The 19,496-nt window shown below is 58.3% G+C and carries 19 protein-coding genes; 9 read left to right on the top strand and 10 right to left on the bottom strand.

What is annotated here, in order from left to right; all coding sequences use genetic code 11:
* The first annotated feature begins 8 nt into the window (after positions 1–8).
* The 6 genes from JF545_RS15010 to JF545_RS14985 all read left to right on the top strand — a co-directional run bounded on the left by JF545_RS15010 (position 9) and on the right by JF545_RS14985 (position 6,568).
* Positions 9–926 (top strand): ABC transporter permease, encoded by a 918-nt coding sequence (locus tag JF545_RS15010; protein ID WP_206943388.1) that lies wholly within the window; start codon positions 9–11, stop codon positions 924–926.
* A complete protein-coding gene (locus JF545_RS15005; protein WP_206943386.1) occupies positions 923–1,717 on the top strand; it encodes an ABC transporter permease in 795 nt (264 codons plus the stop codon). The genes JF545_RS15010 and JF545_RS15005 overlap by 4 nt, the downstream gene beginning before the upstream one ends.
* 55 nt (positions 1,718–1,772) lie before the next feature.
* A complete protein-coding gene (locus JF545_RS15000; protein WP_206943385.1) occupies positions 1,773–2,840 on the top strand; it encodes an ABC transporter substrate-binding protein in 1,068 nt (355 codons plus the stop codon).
* 105 nt (positions 2,841–2,945) lie between these two features.
* Positions 2,946–4,313 carry a glutamine synthetase family protein gene (locus JF545_RS14995; protein WP_206943384.1) on the top strand — a complete coding sequence of 456 codons (1,368 nt, stop codon included), beginning with the start codon at positions 2,946–2,948 and terminating at the stop codon, positions 4,311–4,313.
* Between the two features lie 169 nt (positions 4,314–4,482).
* Entirely contained in the window at positions 4,483–5,805 is a 1,323-nt protein-coding gene (locus JF545_RS14990) for an NAD(P)/FAD-dependent oxidoreductase (RefSeq protein ID WP_206943383.1), read from the top strand.
* Between the two features lie 202 nt (positions 5,806–6,007).
* Positions 6,008–6,568 (top strand): glycine zipper 2TM domain-containing protein, encoded by a 561-nt coding sequence (locus JF545_RS14985; protein ID WP_206943382.1) that lies wholly within the window; start codon positions 6,008–6,010, stop codon positions 6,566–6,568.
* Between the two features lie 174 nt (positions 6,569–6,742).
* Here JF545_RS14985 and JF545_RS14980 read toward each other — a convergent pair whose 3' ends face one another.
* Positions 6,743–7,213: a phosphate-starvation-inducible protein PsiE gene (locus tag JF545_RS14980; protein ID WP_222486148.1), complete on the bottom strand. Its 471-nt coding sequence runs from the start codon at positions 7,211–7,213 to the stop codon at positions 6,743–6,745.
* Between the two features lie 165 nt (positions 7,214–7,378).
* Here JF545_RS14980 and nhaB point away from each other — a divergent pair, with 165 nt between their 5' ends.
* Positions 7,379–8,920: a sodium/proton antiporter NhaB gene (gene nhaB / locus JF545_RS14975; protein ID WP_206943381.1), complete on the top strand. Its 1,542-nt coding sequence runs from the start codon at positions 7,379–7,381 to the stop codon at positions 8,918–8,920.
* Positions 8,921–9,082: 162 nt separating this feature from the next.
* Here nhaB and JF545_RS14970 read toward each other — a convergent pair whose 3' ends face one another.
* From JF545_RS14970 to JF545_RS14930, 9 genes are all read right to left on the bottom strand, one after another.
* Positions 9,083–10,249 carry a glutathionylspermidine synthase family protein gene (locus tag JF545_RS14970; RefSeq protein ID WP_206943380.1) on the bottom strand — a complete coding sequence of 389 codons (1,167 nt, stop codon included), beginning with the start codon at positions 10,247–10,249 and terminating at the stop codon, positions 9,083–9,085.
* A gap of 98 nt (positions 10,250–10,347) precedes the next feature.
* Positions 10,348–10,869: a DUF1190 domain-containing protein gene (locus JF545_RS14965; RefSeq protein WP_206943379.1), complete on the bottom strand. Its 522-nt coding sequence runs from the start codon at positions 10,867–10,869 to the stop codon at positions 10,348–10,350.
* A gap of 108 nt (positions 10,870–10,977) precedes the next feature.
* Positions 10,978–11,382, bottom strand: coding sequence for a DUF350 domain-containing protein (locus JF545_RS14960; RefSeq protein ID WP_206943378.1), 405 nt, complete (start codon positions 11,380–11,382; stop codon positions 10,978–10,980).
* An 11-nt stretch (positions 11,383–11,393) separates the two neighbouring features.
* Positions 11,394–12,041: a YjfK family protein gene (locus JF545_RS14955; protein ID WP_206943376.1), complete on the bottom strand. Its 648-nt coding sequence runs from the start codon at positions 12,039–12,041 to the stop codon at positions 11,394–11,396.
* Complete coding sequence (locus JF545_RS14950) at positions 12,034–13,047, bottom strand: ion channel (RefSeq protein ID WP_206943375.1); 1,014 nt, start codon at positions 13,045–13,047, stop codon at positions 12,034–12,036. Before JF545_RS14950 ends, JF545_RS14955 begins: the two co-directional genes overlap by 8 nt.
* A gap of 46 nt (positions 13,048–13,093) precedes the next feature.
* Complete coding sequence (locus tag JF545_RS14945; protein ID WP_206943374.1) at positions 13,094–13,777, bottom strand: PspA/IM30 family protein; 684 nt, start codon at positions 13,775–13,777, stop codon at positions 13,094–13,096.
* Positions 13,774–14,175: a DUF2170 family protein gene (locus JF545_RS14940; RefSeq protein ID WP_206943373.1), complete on the bottom strand. Its 402-nt coding sequence runs from the start codon at positions 14,173–14,175 to the stop codon at positions 13,774–13,776. The genes JF545_RS14945 and JF545_RS14940 overlap by 4 nt, the downstream gene beginning before the upstream one ends.
* A gap of 607 nt (positions 14,176–14,782) precedes the next feature.
* On the bottom strand, positions 14,783–16,276 hold the full coding sequence (locus JF545_RS14935; protein WP_206943372.1) for a Na+/H+ antiporter NhaC family protein: 1,494 nt from the start codon (positions 16,274–16,276) through the stop codon (positions 14,783–14,785).
* A 218-nt stretch (positions 16,277–16,494) separates the two neighbouring features.
* Positions 16,495–17,871: a glutamine synthetase family protein gene (locus JF545_RS14930; RefSeq protein ID WP_206943371.1), complete on the bottom strand. Its 1,377-nt coding sequence runs from the start codon at positions 17,869–17,871 to the stop codon at positions 16,495–16,497.
* Positions 17,872–18,117: 246 nt separating this feature from the next.
* On the opposite strand from JF545_RS14930, the gene JF545_RS14925 reads away from it, so the two are divergent.
* Positions 18,118–18,861, top strand: a complete 744-nt coding sequence (locus tag JF545_RS14925; RefSeq protein ID WP_206943370.1) for a gamma-glutamyl-gamma-aminobutyrate hydrolase family protein — start codon at positions 18,118–18,120, stop codon at positions 18,859–18,861.
* A gap of 261 nt (positions 18,862–19,122) precedes the next feature.
* Positions 19,123–19,485 (top strand): hypothetical protein, encoded by a 363-nt coding sequence (locus tag JF545_RS14920; RefSeq protein WP_206943369.1) that lies wholly within the window; start codon positions 19,123–19,125, stop codon positions 19,483–19,485.
* Positions 19,486–19,496 lie beyond the last annotated feature (11 nt).

Below are 19,496 nucleotides of genomic sequence, written 5' to 3'. Positions count from 1 at the left end.
GACCGAGCATGAACGATACTGCTGTGCTCGGCCGTAGCCGAGCCATGGTGACCGAGACCAGGCATCTGCTGTTTACCGTCAGTCCCGGTGCTGCATGGATCATCCTTTTTCTGGTGCTGCCCAGTGCCTATCTGATGGGCGTGGCCTTCATGACCAACGGGCCCTATGGACTGCCCGAGATGCCATTGTCGCTGGAGTCCTTTCGCCAGCTGGCGGGATTCGGCTTTCTGGGCTGGAGCCCGGGCAACCTCTATACGCTGTTGAGGTCGCTGTGGCAGACCGTGGTGGCGACAGGGTTGGTGGTCGTCGTGGCCTATCCGATCGCCTACTACATCACCACCTGTCGAGCTCGCTGGCGCCCGATCATGCTGTTGCTGGTGGTCGTGCCGTCCTGGACCAATCAGGTCATCCGCACCTTTGGCTGGATGAATCTGCTGGCACCGGGGACGCCGCTGTCGGCTGCCGCCGAAACGTTGGGACTGATTGCCCCGAACATGGGCCTGTATCCGTCGAACTTCGCCGTCACTCTGGGCCTGGTCTACAACTTCCTGCCGTTTATGGTGCTGCCGCTGTACGCCGCCTTTGAAAAACTGGATACGGCGCAGGTCGAGGCGGCCCAGGATCTCTACGCCACGCCCATCAAGGCCTTCTGGCACGCGGTGTTTCCGCAGACATTGCCGGGACTGCTGGCGGGCGTGGTACTGGTGGCCATCCCGGCCTTTGGCATGTATGTGATCCCTGAGCTGCTGGGCGGTGGCAAGGCGTTGATGCTGGGCAACCTGGTCGCCAACCAGTTCTCGGGTGGCTCCAACTGGCCGCTCGGCGCCGCCGGCGCCATCTTGATGCTGCTGGCAACCTTTGCTGGGCTTTATGCCATGCGGCGTATTGGCAAACGCCTGGGCGGTGGAGAGGAGGTGGTGATATGAGAAAGCGCACCCTCAAGCGTGGACTGACGGGCTTCTGGTGGTTGACCCTGGTCTTCCTGTACCTGCCGCTGGCTGTGGTGGTGATGTTTTCCTTCAACGCCGCCAATAGCGCCGCCAGCATGACCGGCTTCTCCCTGCGCTGGTATCACCAGCTGTTTGCCAATGACCAGATCATGAGTGCCTTCGGCAATACCCTGGTGCTGGCGCTGGCATCGTCACTGATCGCCCTGGCGATCGGCTGTCTGATCGGGTACGGCATGTATCGCCACCGGCATCGCAAGCTGGGCTGGTTGATCGTGCTGATCTATCTGCCGATCGTGTTGCCGGATATCGTCTTTGGCATCTCCGAGATGGCCTTTTTCGTCAAGCTCCACGAGTTGACCGGCTGGTTCAAGCCTGGACTCGGGACGATGATCATCGCTCACGTAACCTTTCAGATTCCGTTTGTGGCGCTGATTGTCTACTCCCGTTTCGTGGGGCTCGACCCCACCCTGTTCGAGGCGGCCAAGGACTTGTACGCGACCCCGATCAAGCGGGTGGTGCACTTCATGCTGCCGACCATCAAACCGGCGTTGATATCTGCCTTCTTCCTTTCCTTTACCCTGTCGGTGGATGATTTCGTCATCAGCTTCTTCACCTCGGGACCGGAAAGCGCCACCTTGCCGATCTATATCTGGGGGGCCATCAAGAAGGGGGTCTCACCAGAGATCAACGCCATTGCCACCTTGATGATCGCTGCCGTGGCGCTGGCTGCTGTCGCCAGCCTTGCCATCAATCGGCGCAAGGCGTGAAGGACCGATAACCGATACCTGTTCCATGACCCAGGGCACCAGGGAGACCCACACCATGCTCTATCGCAACCGCATCGCCGCCGGCATCACCTTGGCCAGCGTCCTGTTCACGGGAGCCGCTCAGGCCGAAGAGGGCAAGCTGTACCTGTTCAATTGGACCGAGTACATGGACCCCGAGATCATCGAGGCGTTTGAGGAGAGGTACGATGTTGAGGTCGTGACCAACTACTTCAACTCGAACCCTGAAATGATCGCCAAGCTCAATGCTGGCGGCACGTCCCAGTACGACATTGTGGTGCCGTCGAACTATTACATTCCGCGGATGATCGAGACGGGTCTGGTGCAGAAGCTTGACCGTGCACTGATCCCGAATTTCGATAACCTGATGGACCAGTTCAAGGACCCCAGCTTCGACCCGGGTGCTGAGTACTCGGCGGCGTATCAGTGGGGCACCACCGGTATCGTGTATAACACCGAGACCTTCCCTGAGGCGCCGAAGAGCTGGTCATTACTGTTTGATCCGGAGGTCAATGGCGACTATCCGTTCTCGATGATCCAGGACGGCCAGGTGGCCACCGGCAGCGCCTGCGCCTATCTGGTAGGCAACTTCCAGTGCAGCAGTCTGGATGATTTGAAGCAGGCCGCGAGACTGCTGATCGAAACCAAGAACCGCGATAATTTCTCCGGTTTTACCGATGGCACGCCGACGCTGCAGCAGCTGGCGCGGGGCGTTACCCACGTCGGCATGTCCTTCAATGGCGACTATCTGTACTTCAAGGATGAAGACCCGGAAACCTTCGAGCATCTCGCCTTCATCATTCCCGACGAGGGTGCCGAGATGTGGGTGGACTCCATGGTCATTCCCGTGGATGCCCCCAACCCGGAACTCGCGCACAAGTTCATCGACTTCATTCTGGACGCCGAAATTGGCGCTCAGCTGTCCAATTACAACTATTACGCAAGCCCCAACGAGGCCGCGCGGCCTTACCTCGATGAGGTGCTGACGCAGCCGCCGACCCAGCCGACCGAAGACGATATGGAACGCCTTCGCTTCACCCCCAGCCTGTCAGGCCAACAGCTGCAGACCTTCCAGCAGCTGTGGTCCGAGGTAAAGGCTCGGTGATGCCACTGCCGCGAGGCGTTCAGCGCCTCGCGGCGTCGGCCCGGCCACGGGCCCCGGGACGGGGCTCGGCCACCGAGTGAGACACTCACGCAACGGAACACTCTCATGAGTAACCGCCAGGAAAGCCCAGCGCTTAGCGACTGGTTCAAACAATATGGTATTACCGAGGTCGAGTGCCTGGTCACCGATCTCACCGGCATCCTCAAGGGCAAGATCATGCCCGCGGGCAAGTACCTGAACGGTGGTCGGCCGCGCCTGCCGGACTCGATCTTCATTCAGACCGTGACCGGCGGCTACCCGGACGACGAGGATATCCGCTTCTGGAATCCCGCCGAGCGGGACATGGAGCTGGTCCCTGACCCCAATGCGGTGTTTCTGGTCCCCTGGGCTGACGATCCCACCGCCCAGATCATTCACGACTGTCACTACCTCACTGGTGAGCCGGTGGAGCTGGCGCCTCGCTACGTTCTCAAGCGCGTGCTGGAGCTCTATCAAGCGCGAGGCTGGACGCCCGTCGTGGCCCCGGAGGTCGAGTTCTTCCTGGTCAAGACCAATACCGACTCTGACTACCCCCTCGAGCCCCCGGTAGGGCGCACCGGTCGACAGGAGAGCAGTCGACAGAGCTTCTCCATCGATGCGGTCAACGAGTTCGATCCTCTGTTCGAGGAAATGTACGACTACTGCGAGGCGATGGATCTGGATCTGGATACCCTGATCCATGAGGAAGGCGCCGGGCAGATGGAGGTCAACTTCCAGCACGGTGATCCGCTGGTGCTGGCGGATCAGGTCGTAATGTTCAAGCGCGTACTGCGTGAGACGGCGCTGCGTCATGGCATGTATGGCACCTTCATGGCCAAGCCGATGGCCAACGAGCCCGGCAGCTCCATGCATATTCACCAGAGCCTGGTAGATCCGGCAACGGGTCGAAACCTGTTTGCCGGTGACGACGGTCAGCCCAGTCGCCTGTTTCACCATTTCATCGGCGGGCTGCAGCGTTATCTGCCCGCTGCCATGCCGCTGCTGGCGCCCAACGTCAATTCCTACCGGCGTCTGCTGCGCACCGAGACCTCTGGTTCGGCGCCCATCAACGTCGAGTGGGGCATGGATAACCGCACGGTAGGCCTGCGTGTCCCTGTGTCAGGGCCGGAGGCGACCCGGGTCGAGAACCGGTTGGCCGGAGCCGACGCCAACCCCTATCTGGTGATGGCGGCCTCTCTGGCCTGCGGCTACCTGGGAATGCTGGGCCAGGTAGAACCGCGTCCGCCCATGGTCGGGTCTGCCTGGTCGGGCGGTAACAAGCTGCCCGACGACATCGGCCCCGCGCTGGACCTGCTGCATGGCTGTGAGGCCCTGGCGGGTATTCTGGGGGAGCGATTCACCAACAGCTATCTGGCGGTCAAGCGTGCCGAGCACCGAGAGTACTTCCAGGTGATCTCCTCCTGGGAGCGTGAGCATCTACTGCTTCGGGTGTAGGTAGATGATGGTGTGTCGGCGTTGACATCGAGCCAGGCGATTGCCTGGCTCGATGCATATAGGAAGCTTTGAGTGGTGATTATTTGATGTCGCTGGGGTTGGTTTTGGCGCTTTTAACCGCGTAGAATGCGATCATATGTTGAATAAAATAACCATGTGAGAGGTTTTTATGGCCAGGTCAGCTTCTACGTCCTCTGCGGCGGCATCAGCCAACAGCGTTCATCACGCGGCCTCCTGGTATGCCGCTTCGGCCAATGAGAGTCCCCAGCGTCCGGCGTTGGCAGATGACGTGAGTTGTGATGTCTGTGTGGTAGGTGCCGGATTCACCGGTATCTCCGCCGCCCTGCATCTGGCCGAGAAGGGGCTGAAGGTCATCGTACTCGAAGCCGCACGTGTCGGTTATGGTGCCTCTGGTCGCAATGGTGGTCAGATCGTCAACAGCTATAGCCGTGACATGGATGTCATCGAGGACAAGTACGGGGCTGATACGGCTCGGGCATTGGGAGACATGGCCTTTGAAGGCAACCGCATCATTCGTGAGCGTATTGCCCAGTACGGCATCGATTGCGACCTGCGTGAGGGCAACCTGTTTGCGGCCTGCAACGACAAGCAGCTCAAGGGGCTGCGTGAACACAAGGCCTTGTGGGAGCGTTACGGCCACCATCAGCTGGAGTTGCTGGAAGGCGATAGCTATCGCCGTGAAGTCGGCAGCGACCGCTACAGCGGGGCGCTGGTCGATCATTCCGGCGGTCACCTGCATCCCTTGAATCTGGTGCTGGGGCAAGCGGCGGCGCTTGAGTCCCTGGGTGGCGTGATCTACGAGCAGAGCCCGGTGGAAGCTCTGGTGCATGGTCAGCCGGTACAGCTCAAGACCCGCCATGGGCGAGTCCACGCTGACAGGGTAGTCATGGCGGGCAACGCCTACATGAGCGGCGTCATGCCCGAGCTCGAGGCCAAGTCCATGCCCTGCGGTACTCAGATCATCACCACCGAGCCGTTGAGCGATGACCTGGCCCGCTCGCTGCTGCCGAACAACATGGCGGTGGAAGACTGCAACTACCTGCTGGACTATTTCCGGCTGACCCGCGACAACCGGTTGATCTACGGTGGCGGCGTCAACTATGGCGGCGAGGACCCCGCTGACATCGAGGCTGTCATTCGTCCGAAGATGGAAAAAACCTTTCCGCAGCTCAAGTCCACCAAGGTGGACTTTGCCTGGAGCGGGACCTTCCTGATGACGTTGAACCGACTGCCTCAGTTCGGTGTCATCAATGACAATGTCTACTACGCCCAGGGCTATTCAGGACACGGGGTTACCTGCACCCATCTGGCGGGGCGGCTGATCAGTGAGGTGATGACCGGTCGCGATGAGCGCTTTGATGCCTTCGCCGGTCTCCCTCATTTGCCGTTTCCCGGTGGACGCATGCTGCGCGTGCCACTGTCCGCTATCGGCGCCTGGTACTACGAGACCCGGGACAAGCTGGGACTATAGTCGGCGTCCTCTAGGGCTGTCGTCTCGGCGTCGCCAGTGGGGGTCACCCTTGTCGCGTCGGGACGACAGTACGACAAAAACCTTGCAAGTTGACCGAGAAGCCTTCGAACGCTGTTCGATAATGGCTAGGATGGTGTCATCAACCTACGCCAAGACGCCCATCACGGGGGATAAGTGCTCGTGAAGGAGCAAGGAGAACAGCATGAGCAAGTCGATCATTGTCGGTTCCACCCTAGCGGTCTTCGGTCTCGGTGGCTTGGCCTTTGGTGCCTGGCAGGTCCAGCAGGCGCCCCAGGGGCCTCAATTCGCCAACATTACCGCGGTGACGCCGGTCACCGAGACCGTCAGCACACCGCGCCAGGTCTGCGAAAATGTGCAGGTGTCGCGTCAGGCACCCACCCGTGACCCTCACAGTATCCTGGGCAGTGCCGCGGGTGCCGTCGTAGGCGGCCTGGTCGGTAACCAGATTGGTGGCGGTAGCGGGCGCAAGATCGCCACGGTGGCCGGCGCCATCGGCGGAGGCTTTGCCGGCCGAGAGGTTCAGCGGCACATCGAGTCCGGGCAGACGGTGACCACTACCGAGCAGCGCTGCCACACGGTCAACGATACCAGCGAGAAGACGTTGGGCTATGACGTGGCCTGGGAGTATGACGGTGTACGCCAGGTTGCTCGCCTGGAGAGCGCGCCGGATGGTGACCGGGTGTTGCTGGAACAGGGGCAGCCCCAGTGGGAGGTGGTGACGCAATCCACCGACCGCTCGTGAGGATGGCCGCCAAGGGATGATGAGATCCCTGCATCTCCAAAGGACGCCGGAGCCCGTCAGTGGCTTCCGGCGTCTTTTTTCTTTTCATGGGCTGATGCTTATGGGCCGATATTCATGGGCCGATGTTCATGTGCAAAGGGTAGGTTCGCAGTCAACGGCGTGACGGGGGAGGGCTCACTCCGACTTGCGGCTGTCCACTTCCTTGCCCAACGCATCAATGGGGCGACTCGACGGGAAGGTGTACGAGGCGTAGCGCACGGCCAGCACTGCCAATGCCAGCAGGAAGATGCCCCCGCACAGGTAGAGCAGACTGATATCCGGCTTGGGATGGTGGGAAATGTCCCCTATCAGGTAGCGGGTCAGGGCAGTAATGGCGACGTAGAGCAGAAAGCGAATCGGCAGGTGGTTGGTCTTGAAGTAGATGCCGACCATGGCGCCTAGCTCCAGGTAGATGAACAGCAGCAGAATGTCGTCTACGCTTGCATGCCCAGAGCTGATCATGGTGATGAACGTCCCCACCGAGGCCCAGGCGATCATTCCACCAATCACGAACAGCCCCAGGTAGTGGAAACCTTCCACAAGCAGGTTGCCAACGTCATCGGCGTGGTGGTGCATCTTGTCGCGGCTGCTGCGGGCCCATTTCACATTCCATTCCTCATTGGCGGGGTCTGATCTCACGCTATCCCGATGGCTAAGCGCTGACAAGTCGCTACCCCTTTGGTTCAGGCTGAAGTCTTGATCCAGACGCGCAGTTCTCGCCGCTGCCTACTTGCATACTCCTGTCTGGTGAGTGTGACGAGGAGACGGCAGATGGTGACGACGTTACCGCAGGCACTATTTCGACATTTCCTGGGGACTTCCCCTGACTGGTACAAGCTCTCGCTTCTCGCCTGCCTGGTGATCAACCCGCTAGTGTTCTTCTTGCTGGGTGGCTTCGTGGCTGGCTGGCTATTGCTGGCGGAATTCATCTTTACCCTGACCATGGCGCTCAAGTGCTATCCGCTGCAGCCTGGTGGACTGCTGGCCCTGGAGGCCGTCGGCATGGGCATGACCGATGCGCACCACGTGATGGATGAGGTCTCGGCCAATCTCGATGTATTGCTGCTGCTGGTCTTCATGGTCGCGGGTATCACCTTCATGAAGCCGCTGCTGCTGAAGCTATTCACCCGGCTTCTGGTCGGTATTCCCTCCAAGCGTGTACTGTCGCTGTGCTTTTGCCTGACGACGGCTGCGTTGTCGGCGTTTCTCGATGCGCTGACCGTCATGGCGGTGGTCATCAGCGTATCCGTTGGCTTCTATGCCATCTATCATCGCGTCGCATCGGCCCGCGGCCAGCACGACAGTCACGATCACGCTGACGATACGTGGCTGTCCGATATCAGTCGCACTGAGCTGCAGGAGTACCGTCGGTTCTTGCGTTCCCTGCTGCTGCACGCCTCCATGGGTACCGCCCTGGGTGGAGTCATGACCATGGTGGGGGAGCCCCAGAACCTGATCATTGCGGACCAGGCGGGCTGGGGCTTCGGCGAGTTCTTCTTGAGACTGGCGCCGGTGACCATCCCGGTGTTGGCGGCTGGGCTGGGTACCTGCCTGTTGGTGGAGAGTCGCCATCTGTGTGGCTATGGTCAGCGGCTCCCAGACACGATTCGCCAGATCCTGATCGAACATGATCGGCAAGACCGAGCTGGATGTGGCGTAAGTGAACGCGCTCGACTCTGGGTCCAGCTGGGGGTGCTCACCTGGTTGATGGTGGCGCTGGCACAGCATCAGGCGTCGGTGGGGTTGATCGGGCTGGCCGTGATCGTACTGGCAAGCTCGCTGTTGGGTATTACCGAGGAGCATGCCCTCGGGCATGCCTTTGAAGAGGCGCTGCCGTTCACTGCTCTGCTGGTGGTGTTCTTTGCCATTGTCGCGGTGATCGTCGAGCAGCACCTGTTTGCGCCGGTCATCGACATGGTACTCGAACATACCGGGGGAGAGCAGTTGGGATGGGTCTATCTCAGCAACGGACTGCTGTCGATGGTGTCGGATAACGTGTTCGTTGGCACGGTCTACATCAGCGAGATTCGGGCCGCGTTCCAGCAGGCACTGATCAGCGCTGAACAGTTTGATCTGCTGTCGGTCGCCGTCGCCACAGGCACCAACCTACCCTCGGTGGCCATGCCCAACGGGCAGGCCGCATTCCTCTTCCTGCTCACGTCCGCGGTGGCGCCGCTGGTGCGCTTGTCGTACCGACGGATGGTGTGGATGGCCGCCCCCTATACCCTGGCGCTTAGTCTCGGCGGATTTTTGTGTGTCCGCTACGGGCTTGAGCCCGCCAGTCAGGCCATGCAGACCCTGGGGTGGTTGTAGAAGGCAGTTGCAGGCGGCTCCAGGGCGACTCAGGCCCCTGGAGCGATACCTCTCTATCCTGATGACTGAGGAGTACCCTGCCACGTACAGCACTGATGTCTCGTCATGACGTGTTAAAGCGTGACTCCCTGATGGGTACAGAAAGAGCCAGGACCGGTCGCATCAGGGGGTGATGACATGGGGCAGGTACCTTGACGTATCCTGGGTGATAGCCGTGTCGTCTTCGCGAATGGAGAGCCCAGCAGGCTGGTCATCGATCAGCCAGGAGCCCACCAGAACATGGTTGTCTCCAAAGCGGGGAAGAGGGCAATACTGCTGGTAGATAAAGCCCTCATCGTTATAGGGCCCCTCGGTCTGGTCCAGCAGTTGACCGTCGACGTAGATCTGAATGTTGGCTCCTTCTCTGGAAAGGAGAGGTTTGCGGACGAACCTTCCCAGTGCCTTGGCGTTGCTGTCGCCCTCGAAGTAGGCGGGCAATAGATTGGGATGGCCAGGAAAGAGTTTCCATAACATCGGCAGCAGGGCCTTGTTCGAGAGAATGGCCTTCCAGGGAGGCTCCAGCCACTGGGTCCTGCCTTGAGGAAGATGAGCGCCATACTCCTCTCGTAACATGAATTCCCAGGGATACAACTTGAACATCCAGCGAATGCACTGGCTCTTGCTGTCAGTGAAGTCTCCCTTTTCACCAAGACCGATGTCGTCGACGTAGACAAACCGAGTGCGAATACCGGCTTCTTCGGCGCAATCCTGCAAATACTGAACCGTGCCTCGGTCTTCCTTGCTGTCCCGGCAGCAGCTCACATGTAGCGCCTCTCCCGGGCGCTCAAAGGAGAGCTCCCGGAACCGGTTGACGAGTTTCTCCTGAACGGAGTTGAACTGATCGACCTGGCGAGAGAGGTGTCCATTGTTGACCTGGTCTTCGAGCCATAGCCACTGCCAAAAGCCTGTCTCGTATAGGCTGGTAGGGGTGTCGGCGTTGTTCTCATACAGTTTGGCCGGGTTGATGCCGTCATAGCAGAGATCCAGCCTGGAGTAGAGGCTCTTGTCCCGTTGCGTCCATGATGCTCTGATCCAGTCCCTGGCGTATGTGGGAATCCTGAACACATCGAGCCAGCGTTCGCTGTCGATGACTCGGTCAACTGCTTCCAAACACATCTGGTGAAGCTCCTCGGTAGGGGCTTCGATATCAGACTCGACCTGCTCAAGGCTGAACTGGTAGTAGGCCGTCTCGTCCCAGTAGGAAGCACCATCGATGGTGTGAAATTCGAAGCCGAACTCCTGTGCGCGCGCCCGCCAACGTGGGCGCTCCTCTATGCTGACCCGAAACATGCTTGATCTCTTCATTCGTGATGATGTTCGAGGACGGTGGCGCCAGCAGCGTGAGGCCTTGGCCAACACCTATACCCCATACATAAGCTCTACCAGGGCTAGCTGCCAAAGCTCCAGCTAGAACTAGAGCTTGAGCGTGATTTGGCGACAACGGACGAGCCAAAGCCGCCGCGTGATATAGTGCGCGTCACGGCAGGCTTGGAAGAGAACACCGACTTGGGAGTGCTGAAGCGCCCGCCGCTAGGCCGTCCCAGGTCGCTACCATCGACGGTGGTGTAGCGTCCGTAGAGGGGTGACGTTGTCGAGTGGGAGACCAGCACCGCGGTAGAAGGATGGTAGTAACTGTTGTAGTGGTCATCGTCGTCAGGGTCCTGCAAAAGAAAGCCACCCACCCTGGGCATGTAGTAAGGGGGGGTAGAATCCGATGCTATACACTGATTGACGCCAAATTCGGCAGTGCAGTCGGCCATCTGACGATACCGAGGACCACTGCGACTGACTTCATCCAGTGCGTCCTCATACGCTGACGAGCATTGGGCTGCATGAGCGGGATTGTGCTTGATGCAGCTTGCAACATCCTGATAGAAGGCGGATTCACGAGAACCGCTACAGCCGCTCATGGTGATAGAGATTGCTGCTGCAAGCGTAAGCTTTGGCGGGAGGGTGGCGCCTGTCTTCCTCATGCGCTCAAGATTAATACGTAGTGATCGCTTCATGTCGCTGGTCTCCTAGTAGGTCATGCAGGCTGCATTGACGATGCCGACCGATATGGAAACGCCGCAGAGCACGATGCCAGCAGAAATCTCGTTGTCGATGATTCGCTGAACGATCTTGGGCATGAACAGGACGCGAAGAAGCGTAAAGGCGATCACCTGAGCAACGAGCGCAATAATCGCCCAGCAGAGAAAATCCACCAGTGAAATGGAATTGGCTGCAGCACCACCCAGGGCAATGGCAAAGCCAATAATGGCGCCGACAAGGCCAAGAGCGGCAGCCGCGTTTTTATTATCCTTCACGAGCTTCCATTCATCGTGAGGAGTGATGTAGGTATAGGCATACTTGAAGCCGACCAGAAAGATAAGTGATGCGGAAAAGTACAAGGTGAACTGAAGGATTGCCGTCAAACTGTTCATGTTACGTCCTGTTAGTTGATCTGTAAGTGGGCAGCGGTAAGGTCAAAGCCCGTTGCAATGACGAAGCATCGCGATAGCTGTCTATCCACTACCTTTTCCTCGGCTATTTTCAAGAGGTATTCCTGGCGTCCTGCCGTGGCCTCTCGTTCGTACATCATGGCAAACTGGTCTGTGTGGGTGGTGCTGCCGCTCTTGTGATAGGTCTCCTCTGTCATGGCGACGGGGGGACTAATGCCGCTTGTACCTGCCCAGGAGGGGGTAAAACGGTACCCGTCAAGCTCTGCTTCAGTGCAGCTGATGTTATGGTCGAGTAGCTGGTTCCACTCATCGTCGTTAGCAATAGCCATCGTCTGATAGAAATACCAAAGCCTGAGTGCCGCACTATGACTGTTGGTGTTGGCGCTCAGGTCTCCCAGCACTTCGAGAAAACCATCGTCGTCGGTATAGAAGCGGTACAGTGCTGATGATTCGTCCAGTTTCACCTTGCCGGTGGCCTCGACTATCTGAGTGGGCGACATGCCCTCGACGATAAGAGATGGCTCGATCAAACGAAAGAAGGTGGCATCAAAGTGGAGGGAGGAACCCATATAGATCCCCATGATTTCATGGGGGTGGGGCTTGGTCGAATCTCCTCTTCTCTTAAAGAGTTTGCTAATCATGCGCGATGCTCCAATCAACGCCGGAAATCCGCTCATCTGCGATGTAATAGATGCGATTGCCCTTCAGCACCTTATTGTCGAAGGAGGGATTGATATGAATATCCCCATCGTCTCCTTCGATGGCAATCAACGTCGCGTCATGGACTTGTTTCAGCCAACGAAAGGCCGTGTGTACCGGTATAGCGATATCTTGATCATAGATGCATGAGTACTGAGTCATACCCTGATCGACATTCAATAGCTCATAAATTAGCCGGCTGGACCCAGGGTCTACCGCTGACTTGGCGAACATCTCCGTGACGACAGAGGGCATGGTCTCTAGGCGAGGGAAGTGGCTTTTCATCAGCTTTCCCATCACCTTGTTGTTAAAGTGTGCAATCACATGGGCATCTGGGTTGATGCTGGTGATATAGAGGGCAGCTGCGGAGGTGGCATCATCATCGTGTCCATCGATGATGATACACGCCGCATCCTTTGCGGAGGCTCTCGCCATATCCTCGTGATGACTGAAACTGCTTACCCGGACGAGATGAACGTGATCGGGTAGTGGGTTCTCTATCTCCTCCTTGACGCACAGGACGATATCAGCATGGTCTTCCTGGTGTGGACGCTCTCTAATCAGCAACTTGAGAAGACTCTCTGTTCTCTCCTGATTCCAGCCCATGACCAGGATGTGATTTTCTGTCTTGATAGGACGCAGACCCATGATGCTCCTTCTCCAGTGAGCCACCAGGCCACCGATGATTCGACCCACAAGTACGCCGAACCCCATAAGGCCAATGGGGATGATGAATAGCGTCACGACCCATCTGCCAGCGGCGGTCTCAGGAGAGTAGTCCCCATACCCCACGGTAGATGCCGTCACCATGAGCCAATAGAAAAAGGTATCGGGCTTGGTCAGCTGTGGTTCCTGGCAGACCCACAGCAGCAGCCAGCTGATGCAGAGATAGGCAACACTGGCAATCAGAAGCCCCTTCCAACGAATTAGCCTGGCGAGGATAAGCACCCATTCTCTTGCTCGTGTGAATAGCGTCATTCCCTGAATCAACGCACTATCCCTTCAGTATTCTCGCCAGTTCGTCCTCTGCTGAACCTCCCCCTTTCTTGATGCCCGCCTCTCGTAGTTTGATTTCAAGATCGTGATCGTTCTCTTCAGCGCCAAGTTCATATGCGGCCTCAATTTCGGCCTGTCGCTGCTTCTGTTTTTCCTGAAGACGGACCAGGGATTCGGTAGCCGTCTTCATGCGATTGTTGCTACCGAGGCGGTGACTTGATACGGCCTCCTGGGCTTTCTGCACGGAGGCCGTTGCTTTCACAACATCCACCTGTTGCTCAAGGCTGCGAAGATTCTCTTTGGCCTTATAGAGATGTTGTTTTAGCTTCTGCTCCGAGTCGATAAAGAACGTGACTTGCGCTTCTTCCTGTTCTCGCTGGTCCCTGATGTCGGAGACCCGTCTCGCGCAGTCCAGGGCAAGGCTCTGGTTGCCAGAGGCATTGGCCTCCTTGGCATAGCGTTCGTACTCTTCGATAGAGGTAGCGAGGTCTGCTGCTTTCTGCTGTGCAATCTTGCGCTTGGCGACGACGCTGGTGATTGCCTGTTCAGATTTTCTGAGCTCAATTTTTGCATCTCGTATTTCCTGATCGAGAATCCGAATCGCCTGACTGTCGACGACAGTTTCTGTCGCTTCATTGACACCACCACGTAAAGCGGTAAAGAGTTTTTTCCAGTTGCTCATGCGGGCTCTCCGACGCGAATATGATCACTATAGGCACTGACAAACTTCGGGATATTGCTCATCAATACATCAATTTCATGAATAATGTCTTGTGATGACGATGTTGAGGAGAGCGCGCCGAACGCAATGTAATAATCCACTCCTCCAATGTTCTTGATGCCTACAGAAGAGAGAGGGAGTAGTTGATGGGTTCGCAGTATATGATCGTTCAGAGATGCTGAATCAATAACGGCATCGATTTCGAATAGCAAACTCTCGATAATGATCTGGTTGCCATGATGGGCCAGGTAAACATCGATGTCATCATCATTGGTGATGCGGATGCAGTCGTGCTGTAGATCGAGGTTCCACATAACGTGTTCCGCGATGTCATTTTTGATGCTGGTAATAGACGTCATACACTGCCTGCGTTGGTGAAGGTGACTGAGGTGCATGCTTGGTGCAGTGGCCACTGAGAGTGACGCAGGGTCTGGTCGACAAATGTTACGAGCCCCCTTAATCGTCCGGGAGCGATTAAATAACTTTGTCATCAGTATTTGCTGCGCTGATTTCACTCTTGGGTGGCTTATGCTTGGCAACTCTATAAATTCATGGCCGGTGACGTCACCCCCTTTTGCAGAGGAAATGCCGCTCAGTGCGCGTAGCGAGGTAATACGTCAGATATAGGAAAAATATCTGCGGGGCATGTTTTTTCCTCGCAAGCGTTCTTGCTTTCCAGAATAGAAGGCGCGATCTAGCGGTAGTGTTCGAAAGGGCGAGAGGTAAAAGGGGCGATGGCCAGATAGGGCGCAGACCGACATGCGTGAAGATGCCCTATGGTGTTTGGCGATAGGGGAGGGCGTTCGAGCAGTACACAATGTAGCGTCTCGCCTGTCAGAGAGTTTATGCAGTTCTTCCCTGGAGGCTGAGTAGTAGAGGAGGGGCGAGCGGGATTTGCAATGAGAACGCCTGTCCTCCCTGGCAGGCGCATGTGTCGCAGGGAGGACAGCGCGTTGAAGCGTGACGTTACGCCAGGCTATATCCCAGCACGATAAAGCCGAGGGTGGTGACGCTGGCACCGATCAGGGTGTAGGGCAGCTGCGTCAGGGCGTGCTGCATGGGCAGTACTCCGCTGCCCTGGGAGGACAGTACCGACGAGTCGGAGAAGAAGCAGGCATGGCTGCCGAAGCTCGAGGCGGACAGCAGGGCGCCGACTACCAATGGCATCGACACTCCCATATGGGCGGCCATGGGCACCACAATCGGGATCGAGATGACAAAGACACCCCAGGAGGAGCCGGTGGCAAAGACCACGACGGCCATGGAAGCAAACACGATGGCAGGCAGCAGTGCGGGGGTGATGTAAGGAGCCAGCGTATCGATCATGAACTGGGTCATGCCCAGTTGATCGTTGACTTCCTTGAGCATGAAGCCGACGGCAACAATGGCCAGGGGCAGCATCATGGTACGGAAGCCGTCCATGATCGAATCCATCAAGCTCGAGAAGGTCGACAAGCGCTGCACCAGGAACAGCACGATAGTGAACAGGGTGGCGGCGATGACGCCCTTGAGCAGGTCGATCTCGAAGTAGGCACTGGCGCCGATCAATACCGCCATGGGAGCAATGAAATTGAACAGGCCAAGCCAGGGGTTGCCGCGAGGGGTGTCGTCACTGAGCGGTTCGTCGGGGGCGCCATCGGGAATGGGTTGGCCGGCCTTGGCGCGACGCTCAGCGGCCTTCATCGGTCCGAGATCGGGCATCAACCCGATCGCGACCAGAAAGACCAGGCCCATGGCCACCCAGCCATACAGCATGTACGGGATCGATTGGATATAGAGCCACATGCCAGGCCCGTCGGTCGCGCCATTGGTCTCCAGCAATTCGGCAAAATACACCGCCCAGGTGGAGATCGGCACGAGCACACATATTGGAGCGGCCGTGGAGTCGACGATGTACGCCAGCTTTTCGCGTGATACCCCGAAGCGGTCGGTAAGTCGCTTCATGGCAGCAGATGTGGCGAGAGCGTTGAGGTAGTCATCGATAAAGATCAGCAGGCCGAGAACGGCGGTACTGATCAACGATTGCCGACGAGTCTTGACCAGGCGGCTCATGAAGTGGCTGAAGCTCAGGGTGCAGCCGGACTTTTCCAGCATCGCGATAAAGCCGCCCATCAGACCGCAGACCAGAATCAGCCAGGCGATGGTCTCGTTCATCATGACGTCGAGGGAAATGTCGGCCAGGGTCCCGATGTAATCGGCCGGCTCGATCAGGATGAGGCCTGACAGGGAGCCGATGGCCAATGCTTCAAGGGTGCGGTGGGTGGCGATGGCCACGACCAGTACGATCAGCGAAGGGACCAGACTTATCCAGCCAAATGGCGTTCCCGCTTCATGGTAGAGGGTGAGACCAGCCACCAGGGCGACCAATCCTGCGACCAGAAGGAAGACTCGGCCCTTGCCTTTCTGTGCAGGTTTGCCAGGAGCAAAGGGATGCGAGGAGGTGGAAGAGGGCGTGGTCATGCGATCACCTCCTGCAGATGAGGCTGGTGAGTGGCCAGGTTGACGAAAACGTCCTGCAGGCACGACGGGCGCTTGGGGCTTTTAGGAGTTGTGCGTGTCATAAGGGGACCCGTGTTGGTGTGTTGTGTTCGGGTTGACGTCGGGACAGGGCAACGCGACGGCCCCATGGGGCCGCTGCGTAGCAGGAATATCTGTGATGCTGAGAGGGTCAGGCGCCCTTAGACGTGGCGCAGATACCAGTCATACTCAAGGCGACTGACGCTTTGCATGGCGAGCTCGCGCTCCGCTCGACGGTTGGCCACGAAAACCTTGAGAAAGTCGCGGCCCAGGGCCTCGGCAAGGACCGCTGAGTCTTCCAGCAGATCCAGCGCCTGGCTCCAGCTATTGGTCAGCGTGGGCGTGAGCTGGCGGTAGGCGTTGCCGGTGGTGGCCTCAGGAGGCGTGAGGTCTGACGCCAGCCCATGCAGCACAGACGCCAGCAGCGTGGCCAGCAGCAGGTAAGGGTTGGCGTCGGCCCCCGCGACACGATGCTCGACTCGGCGCGCGGCGTTGGCACCGGAAGGGATGCGCAGGGCCACCGAGCGGTTGTCGTATCCCCAGCAGGGGGTCATGGGCACGTAGAGCCCTGGTTGAAAGCGGCGGAACGAGTTGAGGTTCGGCGCGAACAGCGCCATCGACGCGGGCATCAGCTCCATCAGGCCAGCGATGGCGTTGCCCAGCAGGCGGCTGCCATGGGGATTTTCGTCGGGGTCTGCGAACACATTGTCGCCATTCTGGTCGACCAGGCTCATGTGCACGTGCATGCCATTGCCCGCTTCCCCGCCGTAAGGCTTGGCCATGAAGGTGGCTTCAAAACCGTGGCGCAGCGCGACCCCTTTGATCAGGCGCTTGAGCAGCACGGCGCTGTCACATGCCTTGAGCACATCATCGCCGTGAATCAGGTTGATCTCGAACTGCCCCGGGGCGCACTCTTTCAGTGCCGTATCGAGAGGCAGCTGCTGTGTCTTGGCCGCGGCGTGAACTTCCTCGAGAAAGTCGGCGTATTCATCGAGTTCACTGATGGAATAGAGCTGGCTCTCCTTGGCTCGTTCGCCGCTGGTGGGGGACTTGCAGGGCTGCGCCATGCCGAGTTCATCGCGGGCACGATCGACCAGATAGAATTCCAGCTCCAGTGCCACGACCGCCTTGAAACCGCGATCCGCCAGGCGCTGAACTTGGGCCGCCAGGACATTGCGTGGGTCGGCAAAGAAAGGACCATCGTCGTCGTCGCGCATGCTCATGAGCAGCTGGGCATGACGGCCGTCTCGCTGCCAGGGGGCCACCATCAGGCTGCCAGGAACGGGACGACAGATCTGGTCACGATCCCCGATGTCGAGCCCTAGCCCTGTCTCTTCCACAGTGTTTCCGGTGATATCGAGGGCGAACACAGAGCCCGGTAGCGCAATGCCGCTGACAAAGGCCTTTTCCAGGTTGTCCGTCGGAATTCGCTTGCCGCGCAGGACGCCATTGAGGTCACTGATCAGCAGGTCCACGCTGTCGATCTCGGGATGGCGCTGGAGAAAGTCGCGGGCTTCATCGACGCCGGGGGTGCTCATGCGGTCACCTTTGTTGGTTCGTTGTGATCGGCATAGTGTTTCGCTGGGCAAGCGGTGGTGTCAAATTATTTACGCGCGGCCATCACTGCATCGCACAGAGTGAAGTCCGGCTGTTTGCGTTGTTTTGTTTCATAAACAGGTGTTTATAGATTGTTGTCTGTGGTTTGATTCAGCCAGGGTTGGCAAGAAAATGCGACCAATGTATGTTGAGCAAACCATAACAAGTGAACGTTCAAGAGGGAGAGCATGAATATCCGTCCCCTGGTAGGAGTCATCGCGTGTCGCCGTGACGTCGAAGGTCATCCGGCGCACATGGTCACGGACAAGTACGTAAGAACGCTGCGTGACTACGGTCTCGAGCCGGTCGTGCTTCCCGTCTGGGAAGAGCAACGCGACGAGGACGTGAGTGCCTTGCTGGCACGCCTTGATGGTCTTTTGCTCACCGGCAGCTACACCAATGTCTTGCCCGAGCGCTACGGTGCGCAGCGGGCCCCGGAAAACACTCGCGATGACGTGGCACGGGATGCTGCTGCCATGAGCTGGATTCCCCTGGCGCTGGAGCGCTCACTGCCGCTGCTGGGGATCTGTCGGGGCTTTCAGGAAATCAATGTGGCCTTCGGTGGCAGCCTGCATCAGGCCGTGCAGCGTGTCCCGGGGATGCTGGATCACCGGGAGCCCGAGGGACACAAGCAGCAGCAGTATGCTCCCGTGCACGACGTGACGATCGAACCGGGAGGCCAGTTGGCGGCGCTGTTCGACGAACCTGTAGCCAAGGTCAATTCACTGCATCAACAGGGCGTCGATCGCCTGGGTGAAGGCTTGCGTGTGGAAGCCCTGGCCCCTGATGGCCTGGTGGAGGCAGTTTCTGTAGCGCAGGCACCGGGCTTTACCCTGGCTGTCCAGTGGCACCCTGAGTGGGAGTCTGCTTCCCATCCGCTTTACGACGCCATCTTCCGAGGGTTTGCCAAGGCTTGCGCAAGTCGTCGGTAATATCGTCGTTAGATGGATGTTATTGACTCGTTTTGATGTAAGACATGGATTACATCAAAGGCGGTGACGCTGAGCTGACGCGGGTTTTCGCCAGGACAACGGTGAGTGCTGGGGGCGGCGGAGTCGATGTTGATGCCTCGACAGGCATAGAAACTACATTAAGCTGACATCGTGGTCATGCTCCCGGGGAAGTGGCCCTTCCCCATTGCAGTTCCAGGGCTGCCCGGGAGAATTCTTTTGAGAATTCGCAAGGAGAGAGCGATGGTGCTTAAGCGTGTGTCTGCGATGGGTATGCTGGCGGGCTCAATGCTGCTGTTCGGGGCAGGTCTGGCCGTGGCTGAATCGTCGTCAATGTCCGGGGAGCAGTCTACGGCAGAAGAGGAGCTGCGCCAGGCGTTGGAGGAAAGCCACGCGGAATCTCAGCCGGGCGAAGGCATGATGGAGCAAGATAATGCCACCATGCTGGAAGGCAGCGCTGCTGCCACCGAAAAGCGGCAGGAGATGCTCGAGCACGCTGATCCTGGGAGCACTGAAGGCGCCATGGACGGCTACAACAGTGACATGCTCGAGGGTAGCGAGGCGGCCAACGAAAAACGTCAGGCGATGATGAACGAAGAAGGCTAAGCCATATCGGC

Source organism: Halomonas litopenaei (assembly GCF_017303055.1).
GTDB lineage: Bacteria > Pseudomonadota > Gammaproteobacteria > Pseudomonadales > Halomonadaceae > Halomonas > Halomonas litopenaei_A.
The sequence above is the reverse complement of the archived record's forward strand: the minus strand, read 5'-3'. Positions and strand labels throughout refer to the sequence as shown.

Excerpts from the sequence above, each read along its gene's own strand:
- JF545_RS15010 (WP_206943388.1), top strand. The coding sequence starts at position 9 with ATGAACGATACTGCTGTGCTCGGCCGTAGCCGAGCCATGGTGACCGAG.
- JF545_RS15005 (WP_206943386.1), top strand. The coding sequence starts at position 923 with ATGAGAAAGCGCACCCTCAAGCGTGGACTGACGGGCTTCTGGTGGTTG.
- JF545_RS15000 (WP_206943385.1), top strand. The coding sequence starts at position 1,773 with ATGCTCTATCGCAACCGCATCGCCGCCGGCATCACCTTGGCCAGCGTC.
- JF545_RS14995 (WP_206943384.1), top strand. The coding sequence starts at position 2,946 with ATGAGTAACCGCCAGGAAAGCCCAGCGCTTAGCGACTGGTTCAAACAA.
- JF545_RS14990 (WP_206943383.1), top strand. The coding sequence starts at position 4,483 with ATGGCCAGGTCAGCTTCTACGTCCTCTGCGGCGGCATCAGCCAACAGC.
- JF545_RS14985 (WP_206943382.1), top strand. The coding sequence starts at position 6,008 with ATGAGCAAGTCGATCATTGTCGGTTCCACCCTAGCGGTCTTCGGTCTC.
- nhaB (WP_206943381.1), top strand. The coding sequence starts at position 7,379 with ATGGTGACGACGTTACCGCAGGCACTATTTCGACATTTCCTGGGGACT.
- JF545_RS14970 (WP_206943380.1), bottom strand. The coding sequence starts at position 10,249 with ATGTTTCGGGTCAGCATAGAGGAGCGCCCACGTTGGCGGGCGCGCGCA.
- JF545_RS14965 (WP_206943379.1), bottom strand. The coding sequence starts at position 10,869 with ATGAGCGGCTGTAGCGGTTCTCGTGAATCCGCCTTCTATCAGGATGTT.
- JF545_RS14960 (WP_206943378.1), bottom strand. The coding sequence starts at position 11,382 with ATGAACAGTTTGACGGCAATCCTTCAGTTCACCTTGTACTTTTCCGCA.
- JF545_RS14955 (WP_206943376.1), bottom strand. The coding sequence starts at position 12,041 with ATGATTAGCAAACTCTTTAAGAGAAGAGGAGATTCGACCAAGCCCCAC.
- JF545_RS14945 (WP_206943374.1), bottom strand. The coding sequence starts at position 13,777 with ATGAGCAACTGGAAAAAACTCTTTACCGCTTTACGTGGTGGTGTCAAT.
- JF545_RS14940 (WP_206943373.1), bottom strand. The coding sequence starts at position 14,175 with ATGACGTCTATTACCAGCATCAAAAATGACATCGCGGAACACGTTATG.
- JF545_RS14935 (WP_206943372.1), bottom strand. The coding sequence starts at position 16,276 with ATGACCACGCCCTCTTCCACCTCCTCGCATCCCTTTGCTCCTGGCAAA.
- JF545_RS14930 (WP_206943371.1), bottom strand. The coding sequence starts at position 17,871 with ATGAGCACCCCCGGCGTCGATGAAGCCCGCGACTTTCTCCAGCGCCAT.
- JF545_RS14925 (WP_206943370.1), top strand. The coding sequence starts at position 18,118 with ATGAATATCCGTCCCCTGGTAGGAGTCATCGCGTGTCGCCGTGACGTC.
- JF545_RS14920 (WP_206943369.1), top strand. The coding sequence starts at position 19,123 with ATGGTGCTTAAGCGTGTGTCTGCGATGGGTATGCTGGCGGGCTCAATG.